22 protein-coding genes are annotated in these 23334 nt (G+C 61.0%); 13 read left to right on the top strand and 9 right to left on the bottom strand.

The window, feature by feature from the left end:
• Nucleotides 1-4: 4 nt before the first annotated feature.
• A complete protein-coding gene (locus tag FJ986_RS22840) occupies nt 5-1141 on the bottom strand; it encodes an FIST signal transduction protein (RefSeq protein WP_140675765.1) in 1137 nt (378 codons plus the stop codon).
• Between the two features lie 305 nt (nt 1142-1446).
• Between FJ986_RS22840 and FJ986_RS22845 the strand changes: the two genes are divergently transcribed.
• The 5 genes from FJ986_RS22845 to FJ986_RS22865 all read left to right on the top strand — a co-directional run bounded on the left by FJ986_RS22845 (nt 1447) and on the right by FJ986_RS22865 (nt 8163).
• On the top strand, nt 1447-1935 hold the full coding sequence (locus FJ986_RS22845) for a (2Fe-2S)-binding protein (RefSeq protein WP_140495727.1): 489 nt from the start codon (nt 1447-1449) through the stop codon (nt 1933-1935).
• Nucleotides 1936-2024: 89 nt separating this feature from the next.
• Entirely contained in the window at nt 2025-4376 is a 2352-nt protein-coding gene (locus FJ986_RS22850; RefSeq protein ID WP_140675768.1) for a xanthine dehydrogenase family protein molybdopterin-binding subunit, read from the top strand.
• 155 nt (nt 4377-4531) lie between these two features.
• The gene (locus FJ986_RS22855) at nt 4532-5329 is read left to right on the top strand and encodes a xanthine dehydrogenase family protein subunit M (RefSeq protein WP_140675770.1); all 798 of its coding nucleotides are present in this window, start codon (nt 4532-4534) and stop codon (nt 5327-5329) included.
• A 192-nt stretch (nt 5330-5521) separates the two neighbouring features.
• On the top strand, nt 5522-6544 hold the full coding sequence (locus tag FJ986_RS22860) for an acyltransferase (protein WP_140517169.1): 1023 nt from the start codon (nt 5522-5524) through the stop codon (nt 6542-6544).
• A gap of 239 nt (nt 6545-6783) precedes the next feature.
• Nucleotides 6784-8163: an OFA family MFS transporter gene (locus FJ986_RS22865; protein ID WP_140675773.1), complete on the top strand. Its 1380-nt coding sequence runs from the start codon at nt 6784-6786 to the stop codon at nt 8161-8163.
• A 155-nt stretch (nt 8164-8318) separates the two neighbouring features.
• Here FJ986_RS22865 and FJ986_RS22875 read toward each other — a convergent pair whose 3' ends face one another.
• Both FJ986_RS22875 and FJ986_RS22880 read right to left on the bottom strand, forming a co-directional pair.
• Nucleotides 8319-8813: a GNAT family N-acetyltransferase gene (locus FJ986_RS22875; protein ID WP_140521049.1), complete on the bottom strand. Its 495-nt coding sequence runs from the start codon at nt 8811-8813 to the stop codon at nt 8319-8321.
• On the bottom strand, nt 8810-9568 hold the full coding sequence (locus tag FJ986_RS22880; RefSeq protein ID WP_140521048.1) for a copper homeostasis protein CutC: 759 nt from the start codon (nt 9566-9568) through the stop codon (nt 8810-8812). Before FJ986_RS22880 ends, FJ986_RS22875 begins: the two co-directional genes overlap by 4 nt.
• Before the next feature lie 199 nt (nt 9569-9767).
• Between FJ986_RS22880 and FJ986_RS22885 the strand changes: the two genes are divergently transcribed.
• Together FJ986_RS22885 and FJ986_RS22895 are read left to right on the top strand one after the other, a co-directional pair.
• Nucleotides 9768-10196 (top strand): SRPBCC domain-containing protein, encoded by a 429-nt coding sequence (locus FJ986_RS22885; RefSeq protein WP_140495735.1) that lies wholly within the window; start codon nt 9768-9770, stop codon nt 10194-10196.
• A gap of 122 nt (nt 10197-10318) precedes the next feature.
• Nucleotides 10319-10774, top strand: coding sequence for a carboxymuconolactone decarboxylase family protein (locus FJ986_RS22895; RefSeq protein WP_140495736.1), 456 nt, complete (start codon nt 10319-10321; stop codon nt 10772-10774).
• Nucleotides 10775-10843: 69 nt separating this feature from the next.
• Here FJ986_RS22895 and FJ986_RS22900 read toward each other — a convergent pair whose 3' ends face one another.
• The 4 genes from FJ986_RS22900 to FJ986_RS22915 form a co-directional block, all read right to left on the bottom strand.
• Nucleotides 10844-11290, bottom strand: coding sequence for a hypothetical protein (locus tag FJ986_RS22900; protein ID WP_140495737.1), 447 nt, complete (start codon nt 11288-11290; stop codon nt 10844-10846).
• Between the two features lie 229 nt (nt 11291-11519).
• The gene (locus FJ986_RS22905) at nt 11520-11951 is read right to left on the bottom strand and encodes a cupin domain-containing protein (RefSeq protein WP_140495738.1); all 432 of its coding nucleotides are present in this window, start codon (nt 11949-11951) and stop codon (nt 11520-11522) included.
• A gap of 107 nt (nt 11952-12058) precedes the next feature.
• Nucleotides 12059-12409 carry a RidA family protein gene (locus FJ986_RS22910; protein WP_140517162.1) on the bottom strand — a complete coding sequence of 117 codons (351 nt, stop codon included), beginning with the start codon at nt 12407-12409 and terminating at the stop codon, nt 12059-12061.
• Nucleotides 12410-12479: 70 nt separating this feature from the next.
• The gene (locus FJ986_RS22915) at nt 12480-13826 is read right to left on the bottom strand and encodes an FAD-dependent oxidoreductase (RefSeq protein WP_246681818.1); all 1347 of its coding nucleotides are present in this window, start codon (nt 13824-13826) and stop codon (nt 12480-12482) included.
• Between the two features lie 121 nt (nt 13827-13947).
• Between FJ986_RS22915 and FJ986_RS22920 the strand changes: the two genes are divergently transcribed.
• A complete protein-coding gene (locus FJ986_RS22920; RefSeq protein ID WP_140675776.1) occupies nt 13948-15042 on the top strand; it encodes an ornithine cyclodeaminase family protein in 1095 nt (364 codons plus the stop codon).
• Between the two features lie 121 nt (nt 15043-15163).
• On the top strand, nt 15164-16189 hold the full coding sequence (locus FJ986_RS22925; protein ID WP_246675552.1) for an aminotransferase class V-fold PLP-dependent enzyme: 1026 nt from the start codon (nt 15164-15166) through the stop codon (nt 16187-16189).
• A 6-nt stretch (nt 16190-16195) separates the two neighbouring features.
• Here the strand turns inward: FJ986_RS22925 and FJ986_RS22930 are convergent, their stop codons facing one another.
• On the bottom strand, nt 16196-17200 hold the full coding sequence (locus FJ986_RS22930) for a LysR substrate-binding domain-containing protein (protein ID WP_140495740.1): 1005 nt from the start codon (nt 17198-17200) through the stop codon (nt 16196-16198).
• Nucleotides 17201-17353: 153 nt separating this feature from the next.
• Nucleotides 17354-18607 carry an amidase gene (locus FJ986_RS22935; protein WP_224680461.1) on the bottom strand — a complete coding sequence of 418 codons (1254 nt, stop codon included), beginning with the start codon at nt 18605-18607 and terminating at the stop codon, nt 17354-17356.
• Between the two features lie 594 nt (nt 18608-19201).
• Here FJ986_RS22935 and FJ986_RS22940 point away from each other — a divergent pair.
• The 4 genes from FJ986_RS22940 (at nt 19202) to FJ986_RS22955 (ending at nt 23240) form a co-directional block, all read left to right on the top strand.
• Nucleotides 19202-19987 (top strand): transporter substrate-binding domain-containing protein, encoded by a 786-nt coding sequence (locus tag FJ986_RS22940; RefSeq protein WP_140495742.1) that lies wholly within the window; start codon nt 19202-19204, stop codon nt 19985-19987.
• A 74-nt stretch (nt 19988-20061) separates the two neighbouring features.
• On the top strand, nt 20062-20784 hold the full coding sequence (locus tag FJ986_RS22945; protein ID WP_140517154.1) for an ABC transporter permease subunit: 723 nt from the start codon (nt 20062-20064) through the stop codon (nt 20782-20784).
• Nucleotide 20785: 1 nt separating this feature from the next.
• A complete protein-coding gene (locus FJ986_RS22950; protein WP_140564104.1) occupies nt 20786-21472 on the top strand; it encodes an ABC transporter permease subunit in 687 nt (228 codons plus the stop codon).
• 781 nt (nt 21473-22253) lie between these two features.
• Entirely contained in the window at nt 22254-23240 is a 987-nt protein-coding gene (locus FJ986_RS22955; RefSeq protein WP_140675779.1) for a hypothetical protein, read from the top strand.
• The last annotated feature ends 94 nt before the right edge of the window (nt 23241-23334 follow it).

Below are 23334 nucleotides of genomic sequence, written 5' to 3' on the forward strand. Positions count from 1 at the left end.
GCGCTCACTCGGCGGCCGGGCGCTCGCCGAAGGCGATGCCGGTGAAGGTCTGGTTGAGATGCATCGACCGGTATTGTTCGCCATAGGTGCCGAAGCCGATGACGTTGTTGACCCGGTAGAGTTCGGAAATCTCGCGAAAGACCTGGCGGTTGCGCGCATCCAGCCGGCGCAGGACACAGTCGAAGCCGATGATCATATCGATGCCGCCAAGCCTCGCCTCGACGTCGAGCAGAGCCGCGCGGGTCGATTCCACCATGTCCTTGGGTTGGGCGATCGACAGCACGACACCATCGTCGATGGCGCAGAAGAACGACAGCGAGCCGTCCGCATGCATCTTCTGGATGGAGCGGCAGTAATATTCACCGCCTACCTTCACCACCACCGGATGCGAGGCGAAGCTCAGCGGTGTCAGCGTCTGCGCGACGATGCCGACCGAAGCGGCATATTCCTCGGCCGCATTGGTGGCATTGAACTCGCGCACGATGCGGTGATCGGGATCGGAGGCGGTGACCACCAGCTTTTCGTCGGTGGGAACGAAATTGTCGGTCTTGAAGACATGGAAAGGGATTTCCGTGGCGACCAGCACGATGATGGCGCTGTCGGAGGTGACCTTGCCGTTGGAGATCAGGCTCGTCGTCTCGAATTTCAGGTCGTCACCGGCGGAACCGCCGAGCAGTGGTATGTCATCGAGGCCCCAATGGATGGCCGAACTCACCGCTTCCTCGGCATAGGACAGTCCGTCGATGAAACAGAGCGCGAAGGTGTTCCCAGCCCGCTCGCCGCCGATGCGCCCATACAGCGTGCGCCGCAGATCCTCGACATCACCAGTGACCCTGTCCAAGCCCGATGACGACAGGTTGTCGACCGTGGTGCTGACCGCGGTAAACGACGCCGAAGGGAGCAGCATGGCGAGGATATGGCCCTCCTCGAGGCCCTGCGGCGTGATTTCGCCGGCGGTCGAGCAGCCGGCGTAGTGGAGCGCCGGCGCATGAGCCGCGATTGCGCGCGAAAGGGCGCCGGCCTCGACAAGGCGCTGGGAAAAGAACAACAGGGCGAAGCCGGCCTCGATGGCGGCCGCCTCCGCCGCCACCGCGCGTGCGAAGACGTCCGGGTCGGGCTCGTCCGTGGTCAGCGCCGACAAACCGCATGCGTAGCGCGTCCGTGAAACGGTCAGCGACGTTCTCCCGCATTTCCTCCGACGCTGCCTGTGCGCGGCTGTTTATGTGCTTCTTGCGCGCCAACGTCGAAAGCCATTGTTGCCGCCAATCGGCATTTTGGCAATGGGGCGAGGGCAATGCGTGTTTCGCCCTGCCATGGCCGAAAGTACAATGATCCGGCTTTGCGCTGCGCTGTTTTTTACGGCTTGTGCGGTGTACGAATAACGCATGGCCGAAGCCAACACCGCGTCGGCAGCGTGATGACCAAGGTGATACCCAGGGAGGATTCATGTCGGACGTTTCGTTGATGGTGAACGGAAAACAGGTCCGCGGTGCGGCCGAGGACCGGACGCTGCTGGTTCACTTCTTGCGGGAGAATCTCGGTCTCACCGGTACCCATGTCGGTTGCGACACCTCGCAATGCGGCGCCTGCGTCGTCCATGTCGACGGCAAGGCGGTGAAATCCTGCACGATGCTCGCGGTGCAGGCGTCCGGATCGAGCGTGGTGACGATCGAGGGGCTTGCCAATGGTGCCGACCTGCATCCCGTGCAGACGGCGTTCAAGGAGCATCACGGACTGCAATGCGGCTTCTGCACGCCGGGCATGATCATGACGGCGACCGACATGATCAAGCGCCACCCCGAAGGCCTCGACGAAGCGACGGTGCGCGCAGAGCTCGAGGGCAACATCTGTCGCTGCACCGGCTACCACAACATCGTCAAGGCGATCCTCGCCGCATCGGAGGGGATGAGCGGCAAGGTCAGGCAAGCGGCGTGAGAAAAGTTGAGTAGTGAGTAGTCGGTACGAACCGGCGCCGATCTCCACCACTCACTACTTCCTACTCACTATTTCGGGAGGAATTTCTGATGGGCATTGAAGGTGTTGGCGCTAGCGTGGCGCGCAAAGAAGACAAGCGGTTCATCACCGGCGCCGGTCGCTATGTCGACGACATGGTGGTGCCCGGCATGAAGCATGCGGCCTTCGTGCGCAGCCCGCACGCGCATGCCCAGATCGTGAAGATCGACGTCGACAAGGCTCAAGCCATGCCGGGCGTCATCGGCGTGCTGACCGGCAAGGAGCTGAAGGCCGATGGTATCGGCAATCTCATCTGCGGCTGGATGATCCATTCCAAGGACGGCTCCCCGATGAAGATGGGAGCCTGGTCTCCGCTGGCGTTCGACAAGGTTCGCTATGTCGGCGATGCAGTCGTCGTCGTGGTCGCCGACACCAAGGGGCAGGCGCGCGACGCCGCCGAAGCGGTCGAGATCACCTACAATGAACTCGAGGCGGTGGTGGATGCGACGAAGGCGCTCGAAAAGGGCGCTCCGCAACTCCATCCGGAAGCCGAAAACAACCTGATCTTCGACTGGGAGATCGGCGACGCCAAGGCGACCGACGCGGCGATCAAGGCGGCTTCCCACGTCACCCGCATGAAAATCGTCAACAACCGGCTGGTGCCCAACGCCATGGAGCCGCGGGCAGCGCTGGGCCACTACGACAGGGCGGAAGACCACTATACCTGCTGGACGACCTCGCAAAACCCGCATGTCGCCCGGCTGGTGATGAGCGCCTTCTACAACATCGCGCCGGAAAACAAATTGCGCGTCATCGCGCCCGATGTCGGCGGCGGTTTCGGCTCCAAGATCTATATCTATCCCGAAGAGATCGTCTGCCTGTGGGCGTCCAAGAAAACCGGCGTGCCGGTGAAATGGGTGGCCGACCGCACCGAGAGCTTCCTCTCCGATGCGCATGGCCGCGATCATGTCTCGACAGTGGAAATGGCCTTCGACAAGAACAACAGGATCACCGGCCTCAAGGTCGACACGTTGGCCAATCTCGGCGCCTACATGTCGCTGTTCTCGTCCTGCGTGCCGACCTATCTCTACGCGACGCTGCTGTCGGGCCAGTACGATATCCCGGCGATCCACGCCAATGTCCGCACGGTCTACACCAACACGGCACCGGTCGATGCCTATAGGGGGGCAGGGCGGCCCGAAGCCACCTATCTCATCGAGCGCACGATGGAGACCGCGGCGCGGGAACTCGGCGTCTCGCCGGCGGAGCTTCGGCGGACCAACTTCATCACCACGTTTCCGCACCAGACGCCGGTCATCATGAACTATGACGCCGGCGACTATGGCGCCTCGCTCGACGCGGCGATGGAGGCCGCCGACTATGCCGGCTTTGCCGGACGCAAGGCGGAGGCCGCCAGGAACGGCAAGCTGCGCGGCATCGGCATGAGCTGCTACATCGAAGCATGCGGCCTGGCGCCGTCGGCCGCGGTGGGCTCGCTCGGCGCCGGCGTCGGCCTTTGGGAATCGGCCGAGGTGCGCGTCAATGCCGCCGGCACCATCGAGGTGCTGACCGGCTCGCACAGCCATGGCCAGGGCCATGAGACGACCTTCGCGCAACTGGTCAACGAACGGTTTGGGGTGCCGATCGACAGCGTCTCGATCGTCCATGGCGACACTGACAAGGTGCAGATGGGTATGGGTACCTACGGCTCGCGCTCGGGCGCGGTCGGAATGTCGGCGATTGCCAAGGCGCTGGACAAGGTCGAGGCCAAGGCCAAGAAGATCGCGGCGCACCTGCTCGAGGCCGACGAGGGCGACATCGTCATCGAGAACGGCACGCTGAAGGTCGCCGGCACCGACAAAAACGTGCCGTGGTTCCAGATGGCGCTGGCGGCCTATACCGCTCATAATTTGCCCGGTGGCATGGAGCCGGGATTGAAGGAGACGGCGTTTTACGACCCGTCCAATTTCACCTTTCCGGCCGGCTGCTACATCTGCGAGGTCGAGATCGATCCGGAGACCGGAACGACCGAGATTATCCAGTTCGTCGCGGCCGACGATTTCGGCAACATCATCAACCCGATGATCGTCGAGGGCCAGGTGCATGGCGGCATCGCGCAGGGCATCGGCCAGGCACTGCTCGAAGGCGCCCACTATGATGCCGACGGCCAGCTTCTGACAGCGAGCTACATGGACTATACCATGCCGCGTGCGGATGACCTGCCTTCGTTCAAGGTCTCGACCTCGAACACGCCGTGTCCGGGCAATCCGCTCGGCATCAAGGGCTGCGGCGAGGCCGGCGCTATCGGCTCGCCGCCGGCGGTGATCAACGCCATCACCGACGCCATAGGAATCGCGGATATCGCCATGCCGGCTTCGCCGTCTACGGTGTGGGCCGCGATCCGTGCGACGGCGAAGCACTGAAAAAAGGAGAGTGAGTAGTGAATAGTGAGTAGTGAACAAAAACGCGGTTGCCGCGGCAATTGATCACCCGCTATTCACCACATTACCGACCAATGCCTACTCACTAATCACTACTGACTACTGACTATCCACTCTTCACCAGGGAGAGCCTCCAAATGTACGCAGTCAATTACCACCGCGCCGCCTCAGTCGCCGATGCCGCGAAGCTCGTCACGGGCGGCGACGCCAAGTTGCTGTCGGGCGGCATGACCCTGATCCCGGCCATGAAGACGCGGCTGGCGGCCCCCTCCGATGTCGTCGACCTGTCGCGGATCAAGGAGTTGCAAGGGGTGACAGTGTCCGGCAGGACGGTCACGATCGGCGCCGCCACCACGCATTTCGATGTTGCCAGCGACGACAAGTTGAAACAGGCCTGCCCGGCGCTCGCGCATCTGGCATCGCTGATCGGCGATCCGGCAGTGCGCTATAGGGGCACGATTGGCGGCTCGATCGCCAACAACGACCCTGCGGCCGATTATCCAGCGGCCATGCTGGCGCTAAATGCCACCATCATTACCAACACGCGCCAGATCGCGGCCGACAAGTTCTTCGTGGGCCTGTTCGAGACGGCGCTGGAGGACGGCGAAATCCTCACGGCCGTCACCTTCACCGCGCCGGCAAAGGCAGCCTATAAAAAATTCCGCAATCCGTCCTCCCGCTACGCCATTGTCGGCGTGTTCGTGGCCAAGGGTGAGGACGGCGTCAGGGTGGCCGTGACCGGGGCCGGCGACGATGGCGTCTTCCGCTCGAAGGAGATCGAGGCCGCGCTCGCGAAGGACTTCGTGGCTTCGGCGCTCGACGGCGTCAAGGTGCCGGCGACCAAGCTGATGAGCGATATCCACGCTTCCGCCGACTACCGTGCCAATCTGGTCGCGGTCATGGCCAAGCGCGCGGTGGCCGCCGCCAACGCCTGATTCCTTCCTGCTCCTGTCAGGCAGGAGAGGGACTTCTCGCCCCTTTTCCGCAGACGGGCGCATTGTGGCAATCTCGCACTTGCACAAAGCAATATTGCACTGCACTATGCCGGCGATCAAACGCGAGCCGGGTTCGGAGTGTTCATCACGACCTGCGACCCTATTCGCATGTTTCAATGCGAAGGGAGCGGCATGACCGACATCTCCGCGACGCATGTTGTGCCGCCAAGATCCGTCGCCGACAGATCCGCCAGGACAAGACTGGCCTATCTCGACGGCTGGCGCGGACTTTCGATCGCGCTGGTGCTTATCGGCCATTTCTTTCCCGTTGCAGGGATCAATCTCGGCGTACTGGGCGTCGAATTCTTCTTCGTGCTCAGCGGCCGGCTGATGGCCGAGATCCTGTTCGTCGAGCGCTACCCGCTGAAGAAATTCTTCAAGCGCCGCTTCTCCCGCATCTATCCCGCGCTGCTGGTGTTCGTGATCGTTTCGATGATTGCGTTGTCGGGCACGTTCGTCGCCTTCAAATGGAAGGCGGCGCTGACGGCGCTGACATTCACCTACAACTATGCCGGAATTCTCGTGAACCGCGCCGGCGCGCTCGACCACATCTGGTCGCTCTGTGTCGAAGAGCATGCCTACATCATCCTGGCAGCGATCAGCGCACTTGTCGCAAGCCGTAGCCGCGTCATCCCGCTGCTCCTGGTGCTGGCGGTGCTGGCCATGGCAAACGGTGCGGTTTCGTACTGGTTCCTGCACATGGACTACGAGACCACATACTGGCGCACCGACGTGCATATTGCGTCGATCCTGCTGTCGGCCGCCATCTGCCTGCTGAAGACCGACGGCAAGCTGCCGGCCCTGTTGAAGGGCCCTTATGTGGCGGTGGCGGCGGCCATCGCGGCGGTGCTTCTGTTCATGGACCCGGTACCAACCCCGATCCACTATCTGGTCGCCGTGCCGCTCCTGGCGCTTGCCGTCAACGCTCTCGATTTCAGCACGAGATTGTTTTCTGGACTGCTGTCGTCCTGGCCTATGGCGACGCTGGGTCTATGGTCCTATTCGCTCTATCTGTGGCAGCAGCCATTCTATAAATTCGTCTATGAGCGAGGCAGCGACCCATGGCTGATGCTGGCTGGGGTCTTTGCCTGCGCGCTCTGCAGCTATTATGTCATCGAGCGGCCGTCGCGTGAGTGGCTGAACCGCAACTGGTGAGTGACGCCGCAGTGTCCCTCCCTTGCGTTGCCTAGCGGCCAAGGTCAGCCTCGCTCGATGCCGCCTGTCCGGCAGCTTGTTTGGTAAGTTCGTCCTAATATAGCCAGGGGTTACCTGGCGATCTGCTTGCCGGATAGCCCAATGTCCTTAGACATTGGTATTATGGCAGCTATTCCTTGTTGTCCCGCCCCGTGCTCCGCCTAGTTTATTCGAATCGGAGCATTGCATGGGAGGATGGAATGGCAACGACCAGGGAAAACGCTGGCGGCTGGCTCGATCGCTCGCGCACGATCGCCGAGCCCGGTTTCAGCAGATGGATGGTGCCGCCGGCGGCGTTGTGCATTCATCTTTGCATCGGTCAGGCCTACGCGTTCAGCGTCTTTAACCTGCCGATGTCGAAACTGATCGGTATCACCGATTCGGCGCCCGACGACTGGAAGCTGACCGGACTCGGCTGGATTTTTTCGATCGCGATCCTGTTTCTTGGCCTCGCGGCAGCCTTCGGCGGCGGTTGGCTGGATCGCGTCGGCCCGCGCAAGGCGATGGTCGCGGCCGCCTGCTGTTTCGGCGGCGGTTTCATCGTGTCGGCGCTCGGCGTCACCTTGCATCAACTGTGGATCATCTATCTCGGCTACGGCGTCCTGGGCGGCATCGGCCTCGGGCTCGGCTACATCTCGCCGGTCAAGACGCTGATCACCTGGTTTCCCGACCGGCCGGGCATGGCGACCGGCATGGCGATCATGGGGTTTGGCGGCGGAGCCTTCATCGCTTCGCCGCTTTCGGTCTATCTGCTGAAGCTGTTTTCGACCCCGCAGCATATCGGTGTCGCCGAAACCTTCATCGTGCTGGGCATTGTCTACTTCATCTTCATGCTGATCGGCGCTGTCATCGTCAGGGTGCCGCCCGATGGCTGGCGTCCGGCCGGCTGGACGCCGCCGACGACACAAAACACGATGGTGACAACCGCCAACGTCCATCTCGACGACGCGTTGAAGACACCGCAGTTCTGGCTGTTGTGGGGCGTGCTGTGCCTCAACGTGACGGCCGGCATCGGCGTCCTCGGCCAAGCCTCCGCCATGAGCCAGGAGATGTTCCCGGGACGCATCACGCCGGCCGCCGCCGCCGGCTTCGTCGGCCTGCTATCGATCTTCAACATGCTCGGCCGCTTCTTCTGGGCGTCGACCAGCGACTATATCGGCCGCAAGACGACCTACGCGGTCTTCTTCGTGCTGGGCGTGATCCTTTATGCGGTGGTGCCGTGGACGGGCCAGTCGGGCAACGTGTTCCTGTTCGTGCTGTTCTATGGCATCATCTTGAGCATGTATGGCGGCGGCTTTTCCACCATTCCGGCCTATCTGCGCGATGTCTTCGGCGTGCGGTATGTCGGTGCCATCCATGGCCGCCTGCTGACGGCGTGGTCGGTGGCGGGCGTGCTGGGGCCGGTCCTGGTCAACTACATCAGGCAGTACCAGATCGATGCAGGAGTAGCGAAGGCCGATGCCTACACGGTCACCATGTACATTATGGCCGGCCTGCTCGTCGTCGGTTTCCTGCTCAACCTGATGATGCGGCCGGTGGATGCACGGTTCCACATGAAGGCCGAACCGGCTGCAGCGTAAGGAGAGTGATCATGGCGCAAGACAACAGCAATTCTGTCAAATTGGTCCTTGCCTGGCTGCTGGTCGGCATCCCGCTGTTGTGGGGGTTCTGGACGACGCTGGTCAGTGCAGCGGCGTTGTTCCAGTAGCGGCAGAGACCTGGAAAGGAGCAGCGCTCAGGCGATGATCCGCCTGACGTAGTAGCGCACCGCCTTCTTGCCGCCGTGGATCACCGCGTCGCCGACCTCGGTGAAGCCGAGCGCGGCATGGAAGGCGTCCGAAGCCGGGTTGGGCGGGTCGGCATTGACCTCGCATGTGACCAGTGCGTGGCCGGCGCGCGTGGCGTGCTCGAACAGGTCCTGGTAGAGCAGGCGGGCATGGCCGCGGCCACGAGCTTGCGCGGCCACCACGACGCGATCGACATAGACGAAGCGCTCGTAGCGTTCGCGAAACCAGAGAAAATTCGGACTGTCGTACCGGGCCCCCTGATCGAAGGTCATGATGAAGGCTTCGAGCGCGCCGATGCGGCGCGCATAGAACGCCTCGCCAAGCAGGAAGGACAGGCGCTCGGGCTCAAGCCAGGACAATTCGGCGGCATGCTCGTTGTTGAGCGCGAGTATGGCCGCTTCGTCGCTTTGCGAGACACGGCTGATCGGGGAGAGAGCGGTCATGCCTTGGCCGCCGCGATCGTCGCTGCCACAAGCGGCGTATCGGTTAGCGTATTGCGATACTCGCGGTCGAGGTCGGAGCCGCCCATGCCGACCTTGGGATTGCGGTAGCGCATGGCGCTGGGCACGTCCTTGAGGGCGGCGAAATGCATTTCGGACAGTCCAGTCCTTTGCCGCACCTCGGCAATGTTGCCGAGATCGAGCCCGCCGCAGCCGAGAATGACGATGCGGTCGCCCCCCTGTCGCACCAGGTCCGCCAACAGCGACAGGCCCTCCATCGCCGTGTCGCGTTGGCCGCTGGTCAGCACGCGGCCGACCTTGCAGCGGATCAGCGCTTCCAACGCCTCGGCCGGGTCGCGCGTCATGTCGAAAGCGCGGTGACACGTGACGTTAAGGCCGCCGGCGGCCTCCGTCAGTTCGCTCATGCGGCGCTCGTCGATGGTGCCTTCGGCGGTGAGGCAGCCGAACACCACGCCGGGCACGCCGAGGTCGCGCAGGGCGGCTACGTCGGCCAGCATCGAACGGTACTCGGTTTCGCTGTAGAGAAAATCGCCGCCACGCGGCCGCACCATGACATGGAACGGCACAATCGCCTGGTCGAGCGCGGCGCGCACGGTTCCCAAGCTCGGCGTGATGCCGCCTTCGACGAGGCTGGCGCACAGTTCGACCCTGTCGGCGCCGCCGGCCTGTGCGGCCAGAAGGCCATCAATGCCCTCGACACAGATTTCGATCAGCGGCGGGCGGGCTTCTTCAGTCAAGGTGTGATCCTGTCCATGATGTTGTGAGAAGCCCGTAGCACCCGCGCGGCGGGCGCGAAAGCAGGAACGGCACGGCGCATTGGACCAGGGGGCATTTCCCTGCTTGACAGTCTTATAACTACATGGTTATGAGTTAACCCATAGCCATCGAGTTATTGATCGCGAGCGGTGGCTCGACGACGACTAAGAGGAGCACGGCATGACACAGACCAAATCGATCGTCGTTGAACGGCTGATTCCGCATTCGGCGGAGAAGATATGGCGTGCGCTGACAGTGCCCGAACTCGTCGCAGAATGGCTCATGCAGAATGACTTCGCGCCGCAAGAGGGGCATCGCTTCACGTTCCGCGCTTCACCGGTACCGGGCTGGTCCGGGGTGACGAACTGCGTCGTGCTGAAAGTCGAGGCGCCACGCCTGCTTGCCTATAGCTGGGGCGACGGAAGCGAATCCGACAGCGGACTGAAAACCGTGGTGACCTGGTCGCTCACGCCTGAGGGCGCGGCGACCCGGGTGCGGATGGAGCACTCGGGGTTCCGGCCGGCCGACGAGCGTGGATATGTCGGCATGGGAAGCGGCTGGCCGCGTATTCTTGAGCGACTTGAGCAGGTGGCTGCGAAGCAAGGCTGAGCGCCGACTCTCCTCGACCGACCGGTCGCCATGGCCGGCGAACCACAACAAGTCTCCCGGATGCGCCGCTCCCGGGCATGGCAAACCGCGCCCTGACCAAACTTTTCAAACGGAGAAACACCATGGAAGCCAGGCTCAAGAACCCCGTGATGCTCATCCCCGGCGCCCTGCAGGCGCTGCTGGCGCTGGACAAGTCGACCGAGGCGGCCGATTTGCCCTATGTGACGCGCAAGCTCGTCCATCTGCGCGCCAGCCAGATCAATGGCTGCTCGGTTTGCGTCGACATGCATGCGCGCGAACTCAAGAAGGCTGGCGAGAAGGACGAACGCATCTTTGCCTTGTCGGCCTGGCGGGAGACGCCGTACTTCACCGATGCCGAACGCGCCGCGCTTGCCCTTGCCGAAGCCGGCACAAGGCTGGCCGACAGAACGGATGCCGTGACGGACGAGGTATGGGACGAGGCCGCCCGGCACTATGACGAAAAGGCGCTTGCCGGGCTCGTCATCCAGATCGCCGTGATCAACGCCTTCAACCGGCTGAACGCCACGACACGCCAAATGGTCGGCGCCTGGGGCTAAGGCCGCGCGAAGGCGAGCCGTGCCACGGTGCAATGGCGGCTGGACTCGCGGTGCACCAAACCTGCTTGCCTAGCCCGGCCGGGTCGCGGCCGGCGGCAATTCGAACAGTTTGGCGCCATTTTCCTCGCCGCGTTCGACATAGCCGATGGTGCGAAACCATTTTGCGATTTCCGGTCCCGTGAGCCAACTGCGGGAGTGAATAGGGAGATTGCCGGCGAGCGCCTGGATCTGCCTGATATGCCGCCTGCAGAAACGCACGGTCGCGGCCCTGAAAAAGCCCTCGCGCGCCGCGAACAGCGTGTCCGCGGCGTCGCCATGCTCGTGCCAGGCGACGATTGCTACGGTCCCGTCGCTGTCGACAAGGGCATGGGCGCGGCCCTCCTTCAGGTTCATCATCAGATTGTCGTAGGCGACCTTGCTGTCCTTGCCCGCGGCGATGTATTCGTCGGACATCCGCTTGGACAAATGGCGAAACACGTCTTCCAGATCGCCGACCGTCGCTGTTCGTGCTCTCATTTCTGCTCCTTGAGCCCCGGCAGGGAGTTTGCTCCAGGAAAAGGCATTCACCAAGCAAAGGGATTTCGCGAAAAACCCAACGGGGGGAATCCGGTTCCGCCGGTAAGGCGGGCAACCGGCGTAGCATCGTCAGCCCGGTCGTGCGGAACCGGATGTGAAGAGCTGGGCCAACGCTTAACGCGGCGCGCTCCCGTGGCGAGACAGTTCGAGGAGCCGGAGCAGCGGTGGCTTACTGGCGCAAAACCGTGTTCTTGGTGCCTTCCTCGACCTGGTCGATCACCAGCAGCTTGACCGGGCCTTCACCGATATTGGTGGCCTGATGCCACTGCCCGATCATCTCGATGATGAAATCGCCAGTCTTGTAGGTGTTGCTGTTGCCGGTCTCGACATTGGTGACCTTCAACGTGCCGGCCTCGACATAGGCGTAGCGCGGGAACGGATGCTTGTGCACCGGCAAGGTCGCGCCCGGCGCTATGTCGTAGGTCGACACCAGCACCTGCACGTTCTTCTGCGGCAGCGTGATCGGCTGGCCGGAAGCGGTGGTCGTGCGCGAGGCGAGGGGTGTCACGACGACGGGTGTGCCGCTGCTGTCCAGCGCATGAGCGCCGGTCGCGAACGCCGCAGCCGCCAGCAGCAATGCCGATGCCAGGACTTTTCGCATGATTCCTCCCCAAACCGCCGCATCTATCGCGCCGCGAAGGCCGGTGCGCAAGCATGTCCCTGACGAATCTGATTGGACTCGCTGGCCTGGACGTGGCGGGCGACGTGTCAAATCGCTGCGGTAAGCTGGATCTCGACACGGATCTCGGGCAAGGCGAAGCTCGCCCCGACCGTGGCGCGTGCCGGTGGCTCCACGCCGTCGAGCCATGTGACCCAAGCCTTGTTCATCGCGTCGAAGTCTTCGACATCCCTCAACCAGATCTGCGCGAACAGCAGCTTCGATCTATCCGAACCGACGCTCGCCAGAAGGCGATCCGCCTTTTCCAATATCTCCTTCGTCTGGTCAGACGTGCCGGTTTTCTTGTCATCGGCCGTCAAGCCCGAGAGATAGGCCGTGCCGTTGTGAACGACGATACGGCTAAGCCGTTCGTTCTTGTCGAATCGTTCGATGTTCCCCATGGCGGAGGCCCCTGGTTGCGTTGGTCAAAAGCAGGCCGCCGTACGCAATCCAGCGGTCTGCTGAGCGGGATCAGACGTGCGCGACAGCGGAGCGCTGGGCGTGGGCCTGGAAGAAGCGTTGCGGACGAAACGTTTCCATTTCGTCATGGATTTTGCCGCGCACGACTTCGTCGGCGACCACCTTGCCCAATTGCGGGCCGATGGTCACACCACTGTGCGTTACGGCCATGTAGTGGCCGACGATATCCGGCATGGCGCCGGCACAGGTGTAGCCGTCCTCCGGGAACGGCCGGACCGTCGTGCGAATGGCTTCCACACCTGCGTCGCGGAGCGAAGACAGGACCTTGGTCGCCGCATCCAGGAGCGTCGCCGCCTCGTTCCCGGCAGGGCTGAGCACCTCCGGCTTCTCCAGGGTCATGTCCACCGAGACCTTATGGATCATGATGCGGCCCGCTCCGTCGGGACGGATATCCAGATCGTCGGCATGCAGCTGGCTGCGGAGCGTCAAGGCCACCGGCGGGGTGAAGGCGAGCACGCCTATGGTCGAGGAAAGTGGAATACCCTGGGCATCGCCGAGCCTCTCACTAGAGCAGCCGCCGGTGCAGCTCACGACGGCATCCGCAGGGTGTCGGTCTCCGTTCGCCGTCCGAACTGCCCGTACGCGCCCGCTTTCGGTCTCGATCTCGGTCACGCGGGAACCGAGTCTGACCTGTGCTCCCCAGCGCTCCTTCGCCGCCCGCAAAAGCCAGGCCGAGTAGAGCACCGGATCGACCCAGCCTTCTTCCGGATAGTAGGAGATTGGACAATCACCGAAGGCAGAGACATCGATATCGGGCTCCATCTCGGCGACGCGCTTCTTGTCGATCCACTCGACGCCGTAGCCCCATTCCTTCATCTGCCTGAAGTTCTCGAAATAATCGTCCATCGACTCCGGCACTGTTCGCCAATCGAAACTGCCGGTCTGGGTGAACCAGGGAGCGACGCCGAAGTCGCGCTTGAGTTCAAGATGGGCGCGCATTCCCGAGACGTTCAGATCGAAATACGGCCGGGGCTGCTTGGTCGTCGCATTTGTCCAGGCAAAGCTTACCGCCGACGTGCCGCCTGCTATCCGTCCGGCCTCCAGCACGACGACGCTTGCTCCCGCCTTGGCGCATTCATAGGCGGCGGAACTGCCGACGATACCGGAACCAATGACCACGACACGCATAAAGATGACCTCCAAAAATTCCCGGGCTAATGACGTCATCCGATACGAGTAATCTCTGAAAGACGAATCGATGCAAATGCCGCTATATCGTTGAGAGATGTTGCTGGAGTTCTTGACAGTACTGCTGACGCCGCTCTTCTTAATTCGATCGGCGCCTGCGATGTGTTTGCAACCCCGCACAACATCCTCGGTTGCCTGAAAACATTGCAATGGGTGCCAACTGCGGTCAATTGAACTGGTCGCTGCCGTTCATGGCCAAAAGTTATGAACCAATGTCCCAGCCATCTGCGGCTGCCCAGGTCGGCCCATTAGCCCGCACGGGCAACTTCTCGTGCGAAGTTATCAAATTCGGGCGCAACCGTTTGCGAGAGCAATGCTACGCTTATCGGCGCATCGGGGATCGCGGAATGGAAGAGACTGCACGGTGAGTGGCGAGCCGGAATTCCTCCTGATCGACAAGAACGCGATCCGGGACATTTTGAGCCTATCCCTGGCTCTTGAAGCGACCGAGGCCGCACTGCGCAAAACATCGAGCGGCATGGCGCGCCAGCAGATCAGGCGCACACTTGAGCTGCCGGGTGCGGCCGGGAGTTGTCTGTCGCTTATGTATGCTGCGCTGGATGACCGGCCGCTGTTCGGGGCGAAGGTGCTTTCCGTGTTTCCTGACAATTTCGCGCATGGGTTCGCGTCTCATCGCGGCGGTGTCTTCCTGTTCGACAAGGATCATGGACGGCCTGTAGCCTTGATCGACGGGGGAGAGCTTACGGCTTGGCGGACCGCGGCGGCCAGTGCTGTCGCGACGAGGGCACTTTCGCGCGAAGACAGCACCACGCTGACACTGTTCGGATATGGCGAGCAAGCGCGCCGGCATGTCGCGGCTATTGCGGACGTCCGGCCGATCCATGCGATCCATGTTTGGGGTCGCGACTTTGCAAAGGCGCAGCACTTCGCCGAGGAGCAGTCAGCCGCCGGATTCCAGGCGAAGGCACATCGCGACCCTGGCGAGGCCGTTCGCGAGGCCGACATCATCTGCACCACGACATCTTCCGAAAAGCCGGTGCTGTGCGGCGAATGGCTTCCGCCTGGTGTCCATATCAATGCGGTCGGGGCGAGCGTCGCTTCATGCCGCGAGCTCGACCTCGACTGTGTGCGCAGAGCGCAGATCTGGGTCGACTACCTGCCTATGGCGCTGACGGCCGCGGGAGAACTGATCGAGGCGATTGAAACCGGCGTGATCGGCGTCGATCATATCCGTGGCGAGGTCGGCGACGTGCTGGCAGGTGCGAAACCCGGCCGCACTGGCGACGATCAGATCACGCTTTTCCGGTCTCTCGGCGTTCCCGCGCAAGACATCGAGCTTGCCAATCTTGTCTATATCTCCGCCCGCAACGCCGGACTCGGCACCTCAATTGATTTCAGGTTGTGATGCCATGCTGAGCTGCCAACGAGATCTCTTCTCCATTCCCCGCGAGACAGCTTATCTGGATGTCGCATACATGTCTCCGATCCCGACCGCCGCCGTCGCGGCCGGCGAGGCCGGCGTCAGGGTGAAAGCCGAACCCTGGAAAATGACCATCGCCTCCTATTACGACGAGGTGGAAGAGGCTCGGCAGCTCGCCGCATCAATGGTGGGCGCCGATGCCGATGAGATCGCCATTGTGGCCGCCACCAGCTATGGCATGGCTATCGCAGCCGCCAACGTTTTGGTTGCGGCAGGTTCGGCCATCCTTCTGATGGAGAACGAACACACCTCGCACAGATATGTCTGGTATGACCTCGCGCAACGCGCCGGCGCCTGCGTTGATATCGTCCCGCAACCAGCCGACGGCGACTGGACCAGCGCGATCGTATCGGCAATCCAAGACTCGAGCCGTCCCATCGCGGTCGTTGCGGGGACGCTGGTGCATTGGTTCGAGGGCGTGGCGATCGACCTGGAGGCGGTGGCCGCCGCCACACGGGCAGCGGGCGCCAGTCTTGTCGTTGACGGAACCCAGTGGGTTGGCGCGATACCCTTCGATGTCCGGCGCGTCCGACCGGACTTTCTCGTCTTTGCCACCTACAAGTTCCTTCTGGGGCCATATCGCCTCGCATTCCTTTACGCCGACCGGCGTTGGCACACAGAGGGGCGCACTCTGGAGCATCATTCATGGAACCGGATGGGCGGGGACAAATCGGACTTCTACAAGGTGGCCGTGGCCGAGTTTCTTCCCGGCGCGCGGCGGTTCGACATGGGGGAACGCTCCGATTTCGCGGTCCTGCCTATCGCAATCGCCGCAATGAAGCTCATCCGCGGTTGGACCGTCGGGCGCGTGTTTGAGCGCCTGCGTCACCTTAATGAGCTTGTCTGGGCGCAGGCGGAAAGCAGAGGGCTGCCGGTCGCGCGTCCGCGACACCCAACGCCCCATATCGCGATCCTCGACATAGGGGGCCGTCTCGCGCCGAATGCGGCACAAGAGCTGAAGCGGGCTGACGTGCACGTCACGCTGCGCGGCACGAAGATGCGCGTGTCGCCGCATGTCTACAATGACGAAGCCGATATCGGCCGCCTGTTCGAATGCCTGCCGCTCCGCTAGAGGCTTTCAGCGGTGAATGAAAACAGTTCTGTCGGCCTGGCGGCGAGGACCCAGGGCGGTGATTCCTGCCTCTACGCCGTTCATAAAGCTTCGCGTCGTCTGGATAAGATGCTCGGTGAAGGCGTCCGCCGCCGTCGATGCAATGACACCCCAAGGCCGGTAGACGCTGAGGTTCAGATCGAGACGTGGCCGGAAATCCCTGATCTCGATCGGCAGGTCGCGTGCCAGCCACGCCGAAAGCCTGTCGACGACGCTCACGCCCGCCCCGGACGCGACAAGGGCGATGCACGCACTGGACAGACTGGCCTCTATCTTCAACAGACGTCCCACTCCGCGTTCTTCGCACAAGGCATCGAGCTGCTGCCGCATCGGATCAGCGGAGCCCATCGAGATGAAGTCGAGACCGTCGAGATCTTCTGCCTGCACCACGTCGAGCTCGGCCAGACGGTGACCCGCCGGCATGACGCAAACCGGTGGGGTCGCTGTCAGCGCTCGCCTGACGATTGAAGAATTCTCGTCCGATGCCGTTACGCCTATTCCGATGTCGAGCTGATTGCGGCTCGCCCGCTGCACCACCGTGGCGGAGCTGCGGATATCCAGGGAAATCGACACGGATGGATGCTGTTTTGAGAAGCTCGTGATGATGGATGGCAGCAGCGTGGACCCGAAGGCCGGGAGCGCGCAGATATTCAACCTGCCACTTCGTAGCTCGCGTATCTCCCTCGCGGCGCGCGAGATGCCGCGCGCGGACTCGAAAACGCGCTTCACCTCGGCATAGAGCATGTGCGCTTCAGGTGTGGGGATCAGCCGCTGCCGGCTTTTCCTGAACAGCTGGAAATCCGCCTTCTCGCTGAGTTGCTGGAGCATCTTGCTGACAGCCGGCTGCGTGATGTCAAGTGCGTCGGCCGCCTTGGTGGTTGTTCCATGCAGCATGACCGAAGCGAAGACCTCGATCTCGCGAGGCGTAAACTCTGCCTCCTTCGTGACGGTGTCCTTTTCGCCAAATTTCATGCCCGCTTACCTTGCCAGGCAGCTGGATCGCTGTGCCGAAACAGCGAGCTGCGAACGCCAAGATTAATGGGAAGGGTCGGATGTTCCAAGAGGCGCGCGAAGGAAGTTTATTCCTGGAGGTTATGAACTTTCAGCGATTTGGCGGAACTGATTTCAGTTGCTTGTCAACATTTCGGCGAGATCGAGCAAACCGGCGTCCTGACCCGGACCTGCGGCCAGTTGCACCGACACCGGAAGCCCGTCAGGAACCGGCAAAGGAATAGCCAACGCCGGCATGCCAAGCATATTTGCCCAGCGGCGGAAGCGGCCGCCGGCCAGTCCCCACGGCACCATTTCCCCATTCACCTCGGTAAGTTCGTCGGAAAGCCGCGGCGCCGATCCAGGCGCCGTAGGAATGGCAAAAGCGTCCAGGCCCGCGATTTTCTCCAGAAACCGGCCTCGCACGCCGTTACGGATTTCGATGGCGCTATCATAGGCGCCGGCATGGATGCGAATGCCGCCCTGCAGGAATGAGTGAACCGCGTCGCCGACCATGTCCGGCTTCTGCTCGATTGCATTGCGGTAGATTCGCGCGAACTCACATTGGAGGATTGTCAGTCCCGCGGCAACGAACGCCTCCCTGTCGTCGAAGGTGATCTCGACCGTGCGCACTTCAGGACGATCGAGCATGGTAGCCAACGCGATATCGACTGACGTGTCGACGTGAGCGCCAAGCAGTTCGGGGCAGATGCCGATCGTGATGCCCGTTGTCGTTTTGCTGCCCCCGCTTGCCGACGGGGCGAGCCGTTTTCCGGCAAGCGCCTCGGTCATCAGGCGAACGTCCCTGACCGAGCGTGCAAGAACGCCGACGCAGTCCAGCGAAGGCGCTATGCTCATGACGCCCTGCACGGCGATCAGATCATTCGTCGGCTTGTAACCGAACAAGCCGGTTGCAGCAGCCGGGGATCGGTTTGACCCGCCGCTGTCCGTGCCAACCGCTGCCAGGCAAAAACCGGCCGCGACCGCTGCGGCCGACCCGCTGCTCGTGCCACCTGTCCCACGGTCCGGATCAAGCGGGTTGGCGACCTTGCCGTGCCAAGGATTGTCGTGGCCGCCGACGCACAGTTCGTGCAGGTTCGTCTTGCCGATGATGATGGCGCCGGCCGCCTGAAGATTGGCAATGCATGTTGCCGTTTCCGTCGCGACGTGATCCCGAAACAACCGGGAGCCAGCCGTTGTCGGCCAATCCTTGACGTCGATAACGTCTTTGACCGCGATCGGCACGCCATGCAGCGGGCCGCGCCTGTGACCGGATCTGATTTCGCGTGTGGCCTGAAGCGCGGCGTCCAGGGCATCAGCTTCGGCCACGAAAATCATCGCCTTGATGTGTTCATTCAGTTCCTGGATGCGATCGAGGCAACCCTCCATGATTTCCACGGGCGACAGGCCGGCAGCGATCTTTTCGCTCATCTCCTCGATGGACCGGCAAGGGCTGCTATTCATATGACGACCTTAGAGCGAACGCACCGGACCGACCGCATTGCGGCCGGCCATCCCGGAACCAGCCGACGATGCCACATCAGAAATTTGGTGGACAGTCGCGAGCTTATTCCCGTGGGCGCGGGACTATCGCTGAAAACTCATAGGCGCGATCAATGGCGGCGTCGTGAACCGTTCAATTCAGCCCTGTCCTCGCACGCGCCGATCAATGAGCGCCGATCGTTTGCCGGTCGCCGGACTGCGTCACTCGAAGGGGCTATCGTCATAACTATTGGTGATGAACCGCACGGCAGGGGGCATTAGATCGAGATCATTTGAACTGTTAGCGTTTTCAAACACCGCCCTGAAAGAAGGTCGACTGAGCCGAATGGCCAAGTTCGCATCGCCGACATCCGAACCAGTCCACGATGCTCGATGCTGCCGGCTGGCCACGGGCCGACGTCGAAAGATCGGCAGATGCCCGGCTACCAGCATCATCATTGCGGAAGATACAAATCCACATAAACAAAAAGGGGAACAATCATGAAAAAGCTTGCACTCGCCTTGTCACTGATCGTGGCGGTATTTGGCGCCGCCAATTCATCGTCGGCGGCCGACGATGTCATCCGTTTCGGTGTCGCCGCGGAGCCATACCCGCCTTTCTCCGTCAAGGATGCCAGCGGCACCTGGCAGGGCTGGGAAATCGACCTGATGAATGCCGTTTGCAAAGAGATGAAGGCGAAATGTGAGATCGTCGATATCGCCTGGGACGGCATCATTCCCGCGCTGTTGGCCAAGAAGTTCGACGTCATCTGGAGCTCGATGTCGATCACGGACAAGCGCAAGGAGGTGATCGATTTCACCGACAAGTACTACTATTCGCCCAACGTGCTTGTCGGCGCCAAGGCGGATACGCGGCAGTTCGACGTGACCAAGCCGGAGACATTCAAGGGGATTGCGGTCGCGGCACAGAGTGCCAGCCTGCAGGCGACCTACATGCAGGATAAGTTCAACGGCATTGCCGAAGTGAAGATCTATCCAACACTCGATGACGAAATCGCGGACATCCAGGCCGGACGCGTGGATCTCATGGCTGCGGCAGGCATCCAGATCCAGGATTTCTTGAAGAAGCCGGAGGGCCAAGCTTATGAAATCAAGGTGACGCTGCCGCATGAGAAAATGTTTGGATACGGCGACGGCGGCGGCCTGCGCAAGGAAGACACCGCTCTGAGGGACCGCCTCAATGCAGCACTCAAGGCGGTGCGCGCCAGCGGCGAGTACGAGACGATCACCAAGCGCTATTTCGATTTCAACATTTACGGCGATTGATCATCTGGTTCAGGCCCGGGGGACGGCCGGCCCGGGGCGGCCGTCGCCATCTTCATTGAACTGGAACGCGCTGTATGAACTCGACCGTGTCTTGGGCAACCCTGCTCAGCTTCGGGGACAAGGGCTGGGGCGACGAATTGCTTCTTGGCGCTTGCCTGAGCCTTGGAATTTCGATCAGCGCCTATCTCGTGGGCCTGACCCTCGGCCTCATGGGTGCGGTGGCCAAGATCTCGAAGAACCGCGTGGCGGTCTCCGCAGCCGTTGCCTATACGACAATCATCCGGTCCGTACCGGACATTCTCATCATATTTCTCGTCTACTATACCGCGACGGACGCGTTGCGCTGGGCCGTGAGCCTGGCGGGACTGACTTCCGAATTCCAGGTCAATGGGTTTGTCGCCGCGACGCTGTCGCTTGGGATCGTTCAAGGCGGCTACAGCACGGAGGTCCTGCGCGGCGCGATCGTGGCCATCCCGCGAGGTCAGGTCGAGGCAGCCTATTCACTCGGTCTGACACGGCGCCAGACCTTCTTCCTGGTGACCGTGCCGCAAATGGTTCCCCTGGCCTTGCCGGGGCTTGGCAATTTGTGGCTGGTCGTCTTGAAGGAAAGCTCACTGGTCAGCCTGATCGGTTTTACCGAGCTCGTTCTCGCCGGCAAGATGGCTGCCGGCGCGACGCGCGATTACTTCATGTTCTATTGCGCGATCGCGTTCGTGTTCCTCGCCATGTCGGGCATATCGGCGATGCTTTTCCATGCCCTCGAAACAGCCACCGTCCGTGGCGGGAGGCGGGGCTAGCGTGACTGAGTTTGGAGCCTACCTCGCCAATCAGCTTCTGGCCGGCGCCCAGGTCACCATAATCCTGTTCCTCGGCTGTGCGGTGGTCGGCAATTTGCTTGCTATCCCGGTTGCACTGGCCCGGTTATCCAACAGGAAATGGCTGCGATATCCTGCGGTTGCGTTTATCCTCGCGTTCCGGGGGACCCCGCTCCTGGTCCAGCTTTACCTCTGCTACTTCGGTATCGGCCAAATTCTCTCGGGGATCCCCTCGATCCGCTACAGCCCGCTCTGGCCCATTTTGCGAGGCGCGGACTTCTATGCGTTTTTTACCCTTTCCCTGAACACCGCGGCCTACTGTGGCGAGATTTGGAGAGGGGCGATACAGGCCATTCCAGAAGGGCAGCGTGAGGCCGGCCAATCGCTTGGCCTGTCGAAAACACGGATCATGATTTCCGTCCTTCTCCCGCAGGCTTTCAGGTTGGCTTTGCCGGCGATCGGCGGCCAGAACATCCTGCTTTTGAAGGGGACCGCACTGGCGTCGACGATCACGGTCTTCGAACTGATGGGCGCGGCGAACCTCGTTCGCGCGCAGACATTTCGGGTCTACGAGCCTCTGTTCGCCGCCGCGCTAGGATATTTCCTGCTGGCGGCATTGATCACTATCGGCTTTGGTTTCTTCGAGAGACGGCTTGCTCGACAACATTGAGCGGAACGGATCGGTGTATCGAGCCGCTGCGTGGAAGGCGACGTGACCTTCAGGCACGCCGAATTCGACATAGAATCGCGCCGCTTCGATGACCTCGCCAAATCCCGTTTTGCAAGCAGCGGCTATTTCGTCGCGGAACTGATCCCACTCTGTCGGGGCCGTTCGCGCGCTTGACCGCGTCGGACAAAAAACTTCTCGGCCCCTACATGAACCCCAGGGTATTTCTTGAGGGCCTCCTGGTCAGTGGCGCCAAGCGGGCACGAGGTGTTCTCGCGTGCCCAAAATAACCCGAAGTTCTCCAGGGATTTTGCGCCTGTAGCGCCATCCGGCTTTGCCGCGTTTCTGAATGTGGTTCACGCCGATCGTCATAGCCCAGTGTACCCCGCAGTGTACCTCTGGGAGGCGGAAAGCCTTGCAGTGCTTGGGTTTAAAGACATTTCTGGATTAAGTGGCTCCCCGGGCCGGACAAGTTCGACAAATCGAACCGGGTGCAAAAAGTCCAGAAAACTCCTTATTTTCAATCGCTTGATGCGATCACTTCCACAGAGCGTCGGCCGCTTTGGTGTATCTCAAGCGGTAGCAGCGGTGTATCTCTCAGTCAAGAGCCGTGCCAAGAGTGCCACACCATATGCGTCTGAGCCTCATGCGGATTAACAAGGCCAGCCAGCTTGATTGCTCTGAACGACCGTAACGGCCTACCAACAAAGGATCGACTGAAAACTTTGCTGCTCATATAAGCGTTGGTCGGCCAAACACGATTGCGGCAGATTCTGGGGGCTCAATGTTAGACGGCATCAAGTTGATCGATATTCAAGCGGAAACTCGATATCCAATAGTAAGCGCATATGAATTTGAGTTTCTGAAGGGTGAAGAGGAGGTAAAAGAGCGGCTTAAAGGTTGTACAGTTTACTGCATCGTGCAACGCCCTCTTATGTGGTTCCAAAACATAACGATGGGTCAAGGGGTAATCAATTTCGAAATTTTGGACGGAATCAACAAGCCCTTAGTGTGTCGGTTCGACCTCGCGGAAGCCGAAATTATGGAAGCAGGGGGATTAGTTCAGGTCGAGATACAATACTATAAGGATGAGCCTGATGAATATCCTCCATATATGGACGTTGCTGCTTTTAAGATACTTTCAGACGATGGTAAATTTATTCTATGGGAAACTCCTCAAAAATTTTTGTATGAGGTAATAGTCAATGGGTTGCCCGCTGATATTGAGGGAGACATCGAGCCATATCTTGAGTATCATGTCCATTACATAGGAAAGGCTTGGTCTCAGGAGATTTGGGAACGCCTGACTGGACACGAAAAACTCCAGAAGATACTGACTTTGGAGGATGCGATTTCACTCCAAAGTCGAAAGACCAGCTTCGAGATCGCAATCCTTCTTCTTGATATCGTTGGATTCGATGAAGCCAATTTGATTGGCGGATACGAGTTTGCCATTCCAAAAGGTGTCAAGCCAATCTTATTTGAAATGAAGAATGAAGAAGAGATGGATAAGTTTTTCAACCAGCCAATTATAAAGCCACGCGCTCCCGAACTTACGTCTGAAGTAGAGGCTTTGCTTATCCACTTGTTTAGACCGCAATACAACGACGTATTATTTCAGAAATACCCAAATATTACGAAAGGTACCCGCTCTGTCGGCTACACGTCCGCCAGTCTTACGATAAATAGGATGCCAGTGCTTCTGAAGACGGAATATCGGCCAGCCGCAGCAATGGGGGACATGAAACTTGAAATGGAGGAGGATTCTTAGTGCCTATTCTGATTGTGTTTGAGGGATGGCCCGGTGCCGCCGCCGCTGACTATGTAATCTGACAGCCTATGCAAAATGCACATGTATGGATGCA

Source organism: Mesorhizobium sp. B1-1-1 (assembly GCF_006442955.1).
In the GTDB taxonomy this organism is placed as follows: domain Bacteria; phylum Pseudomonadota; class Alphaproteobacteria; order Rhizobiales; family Rhizobiaceae; genus Mesorhizobium.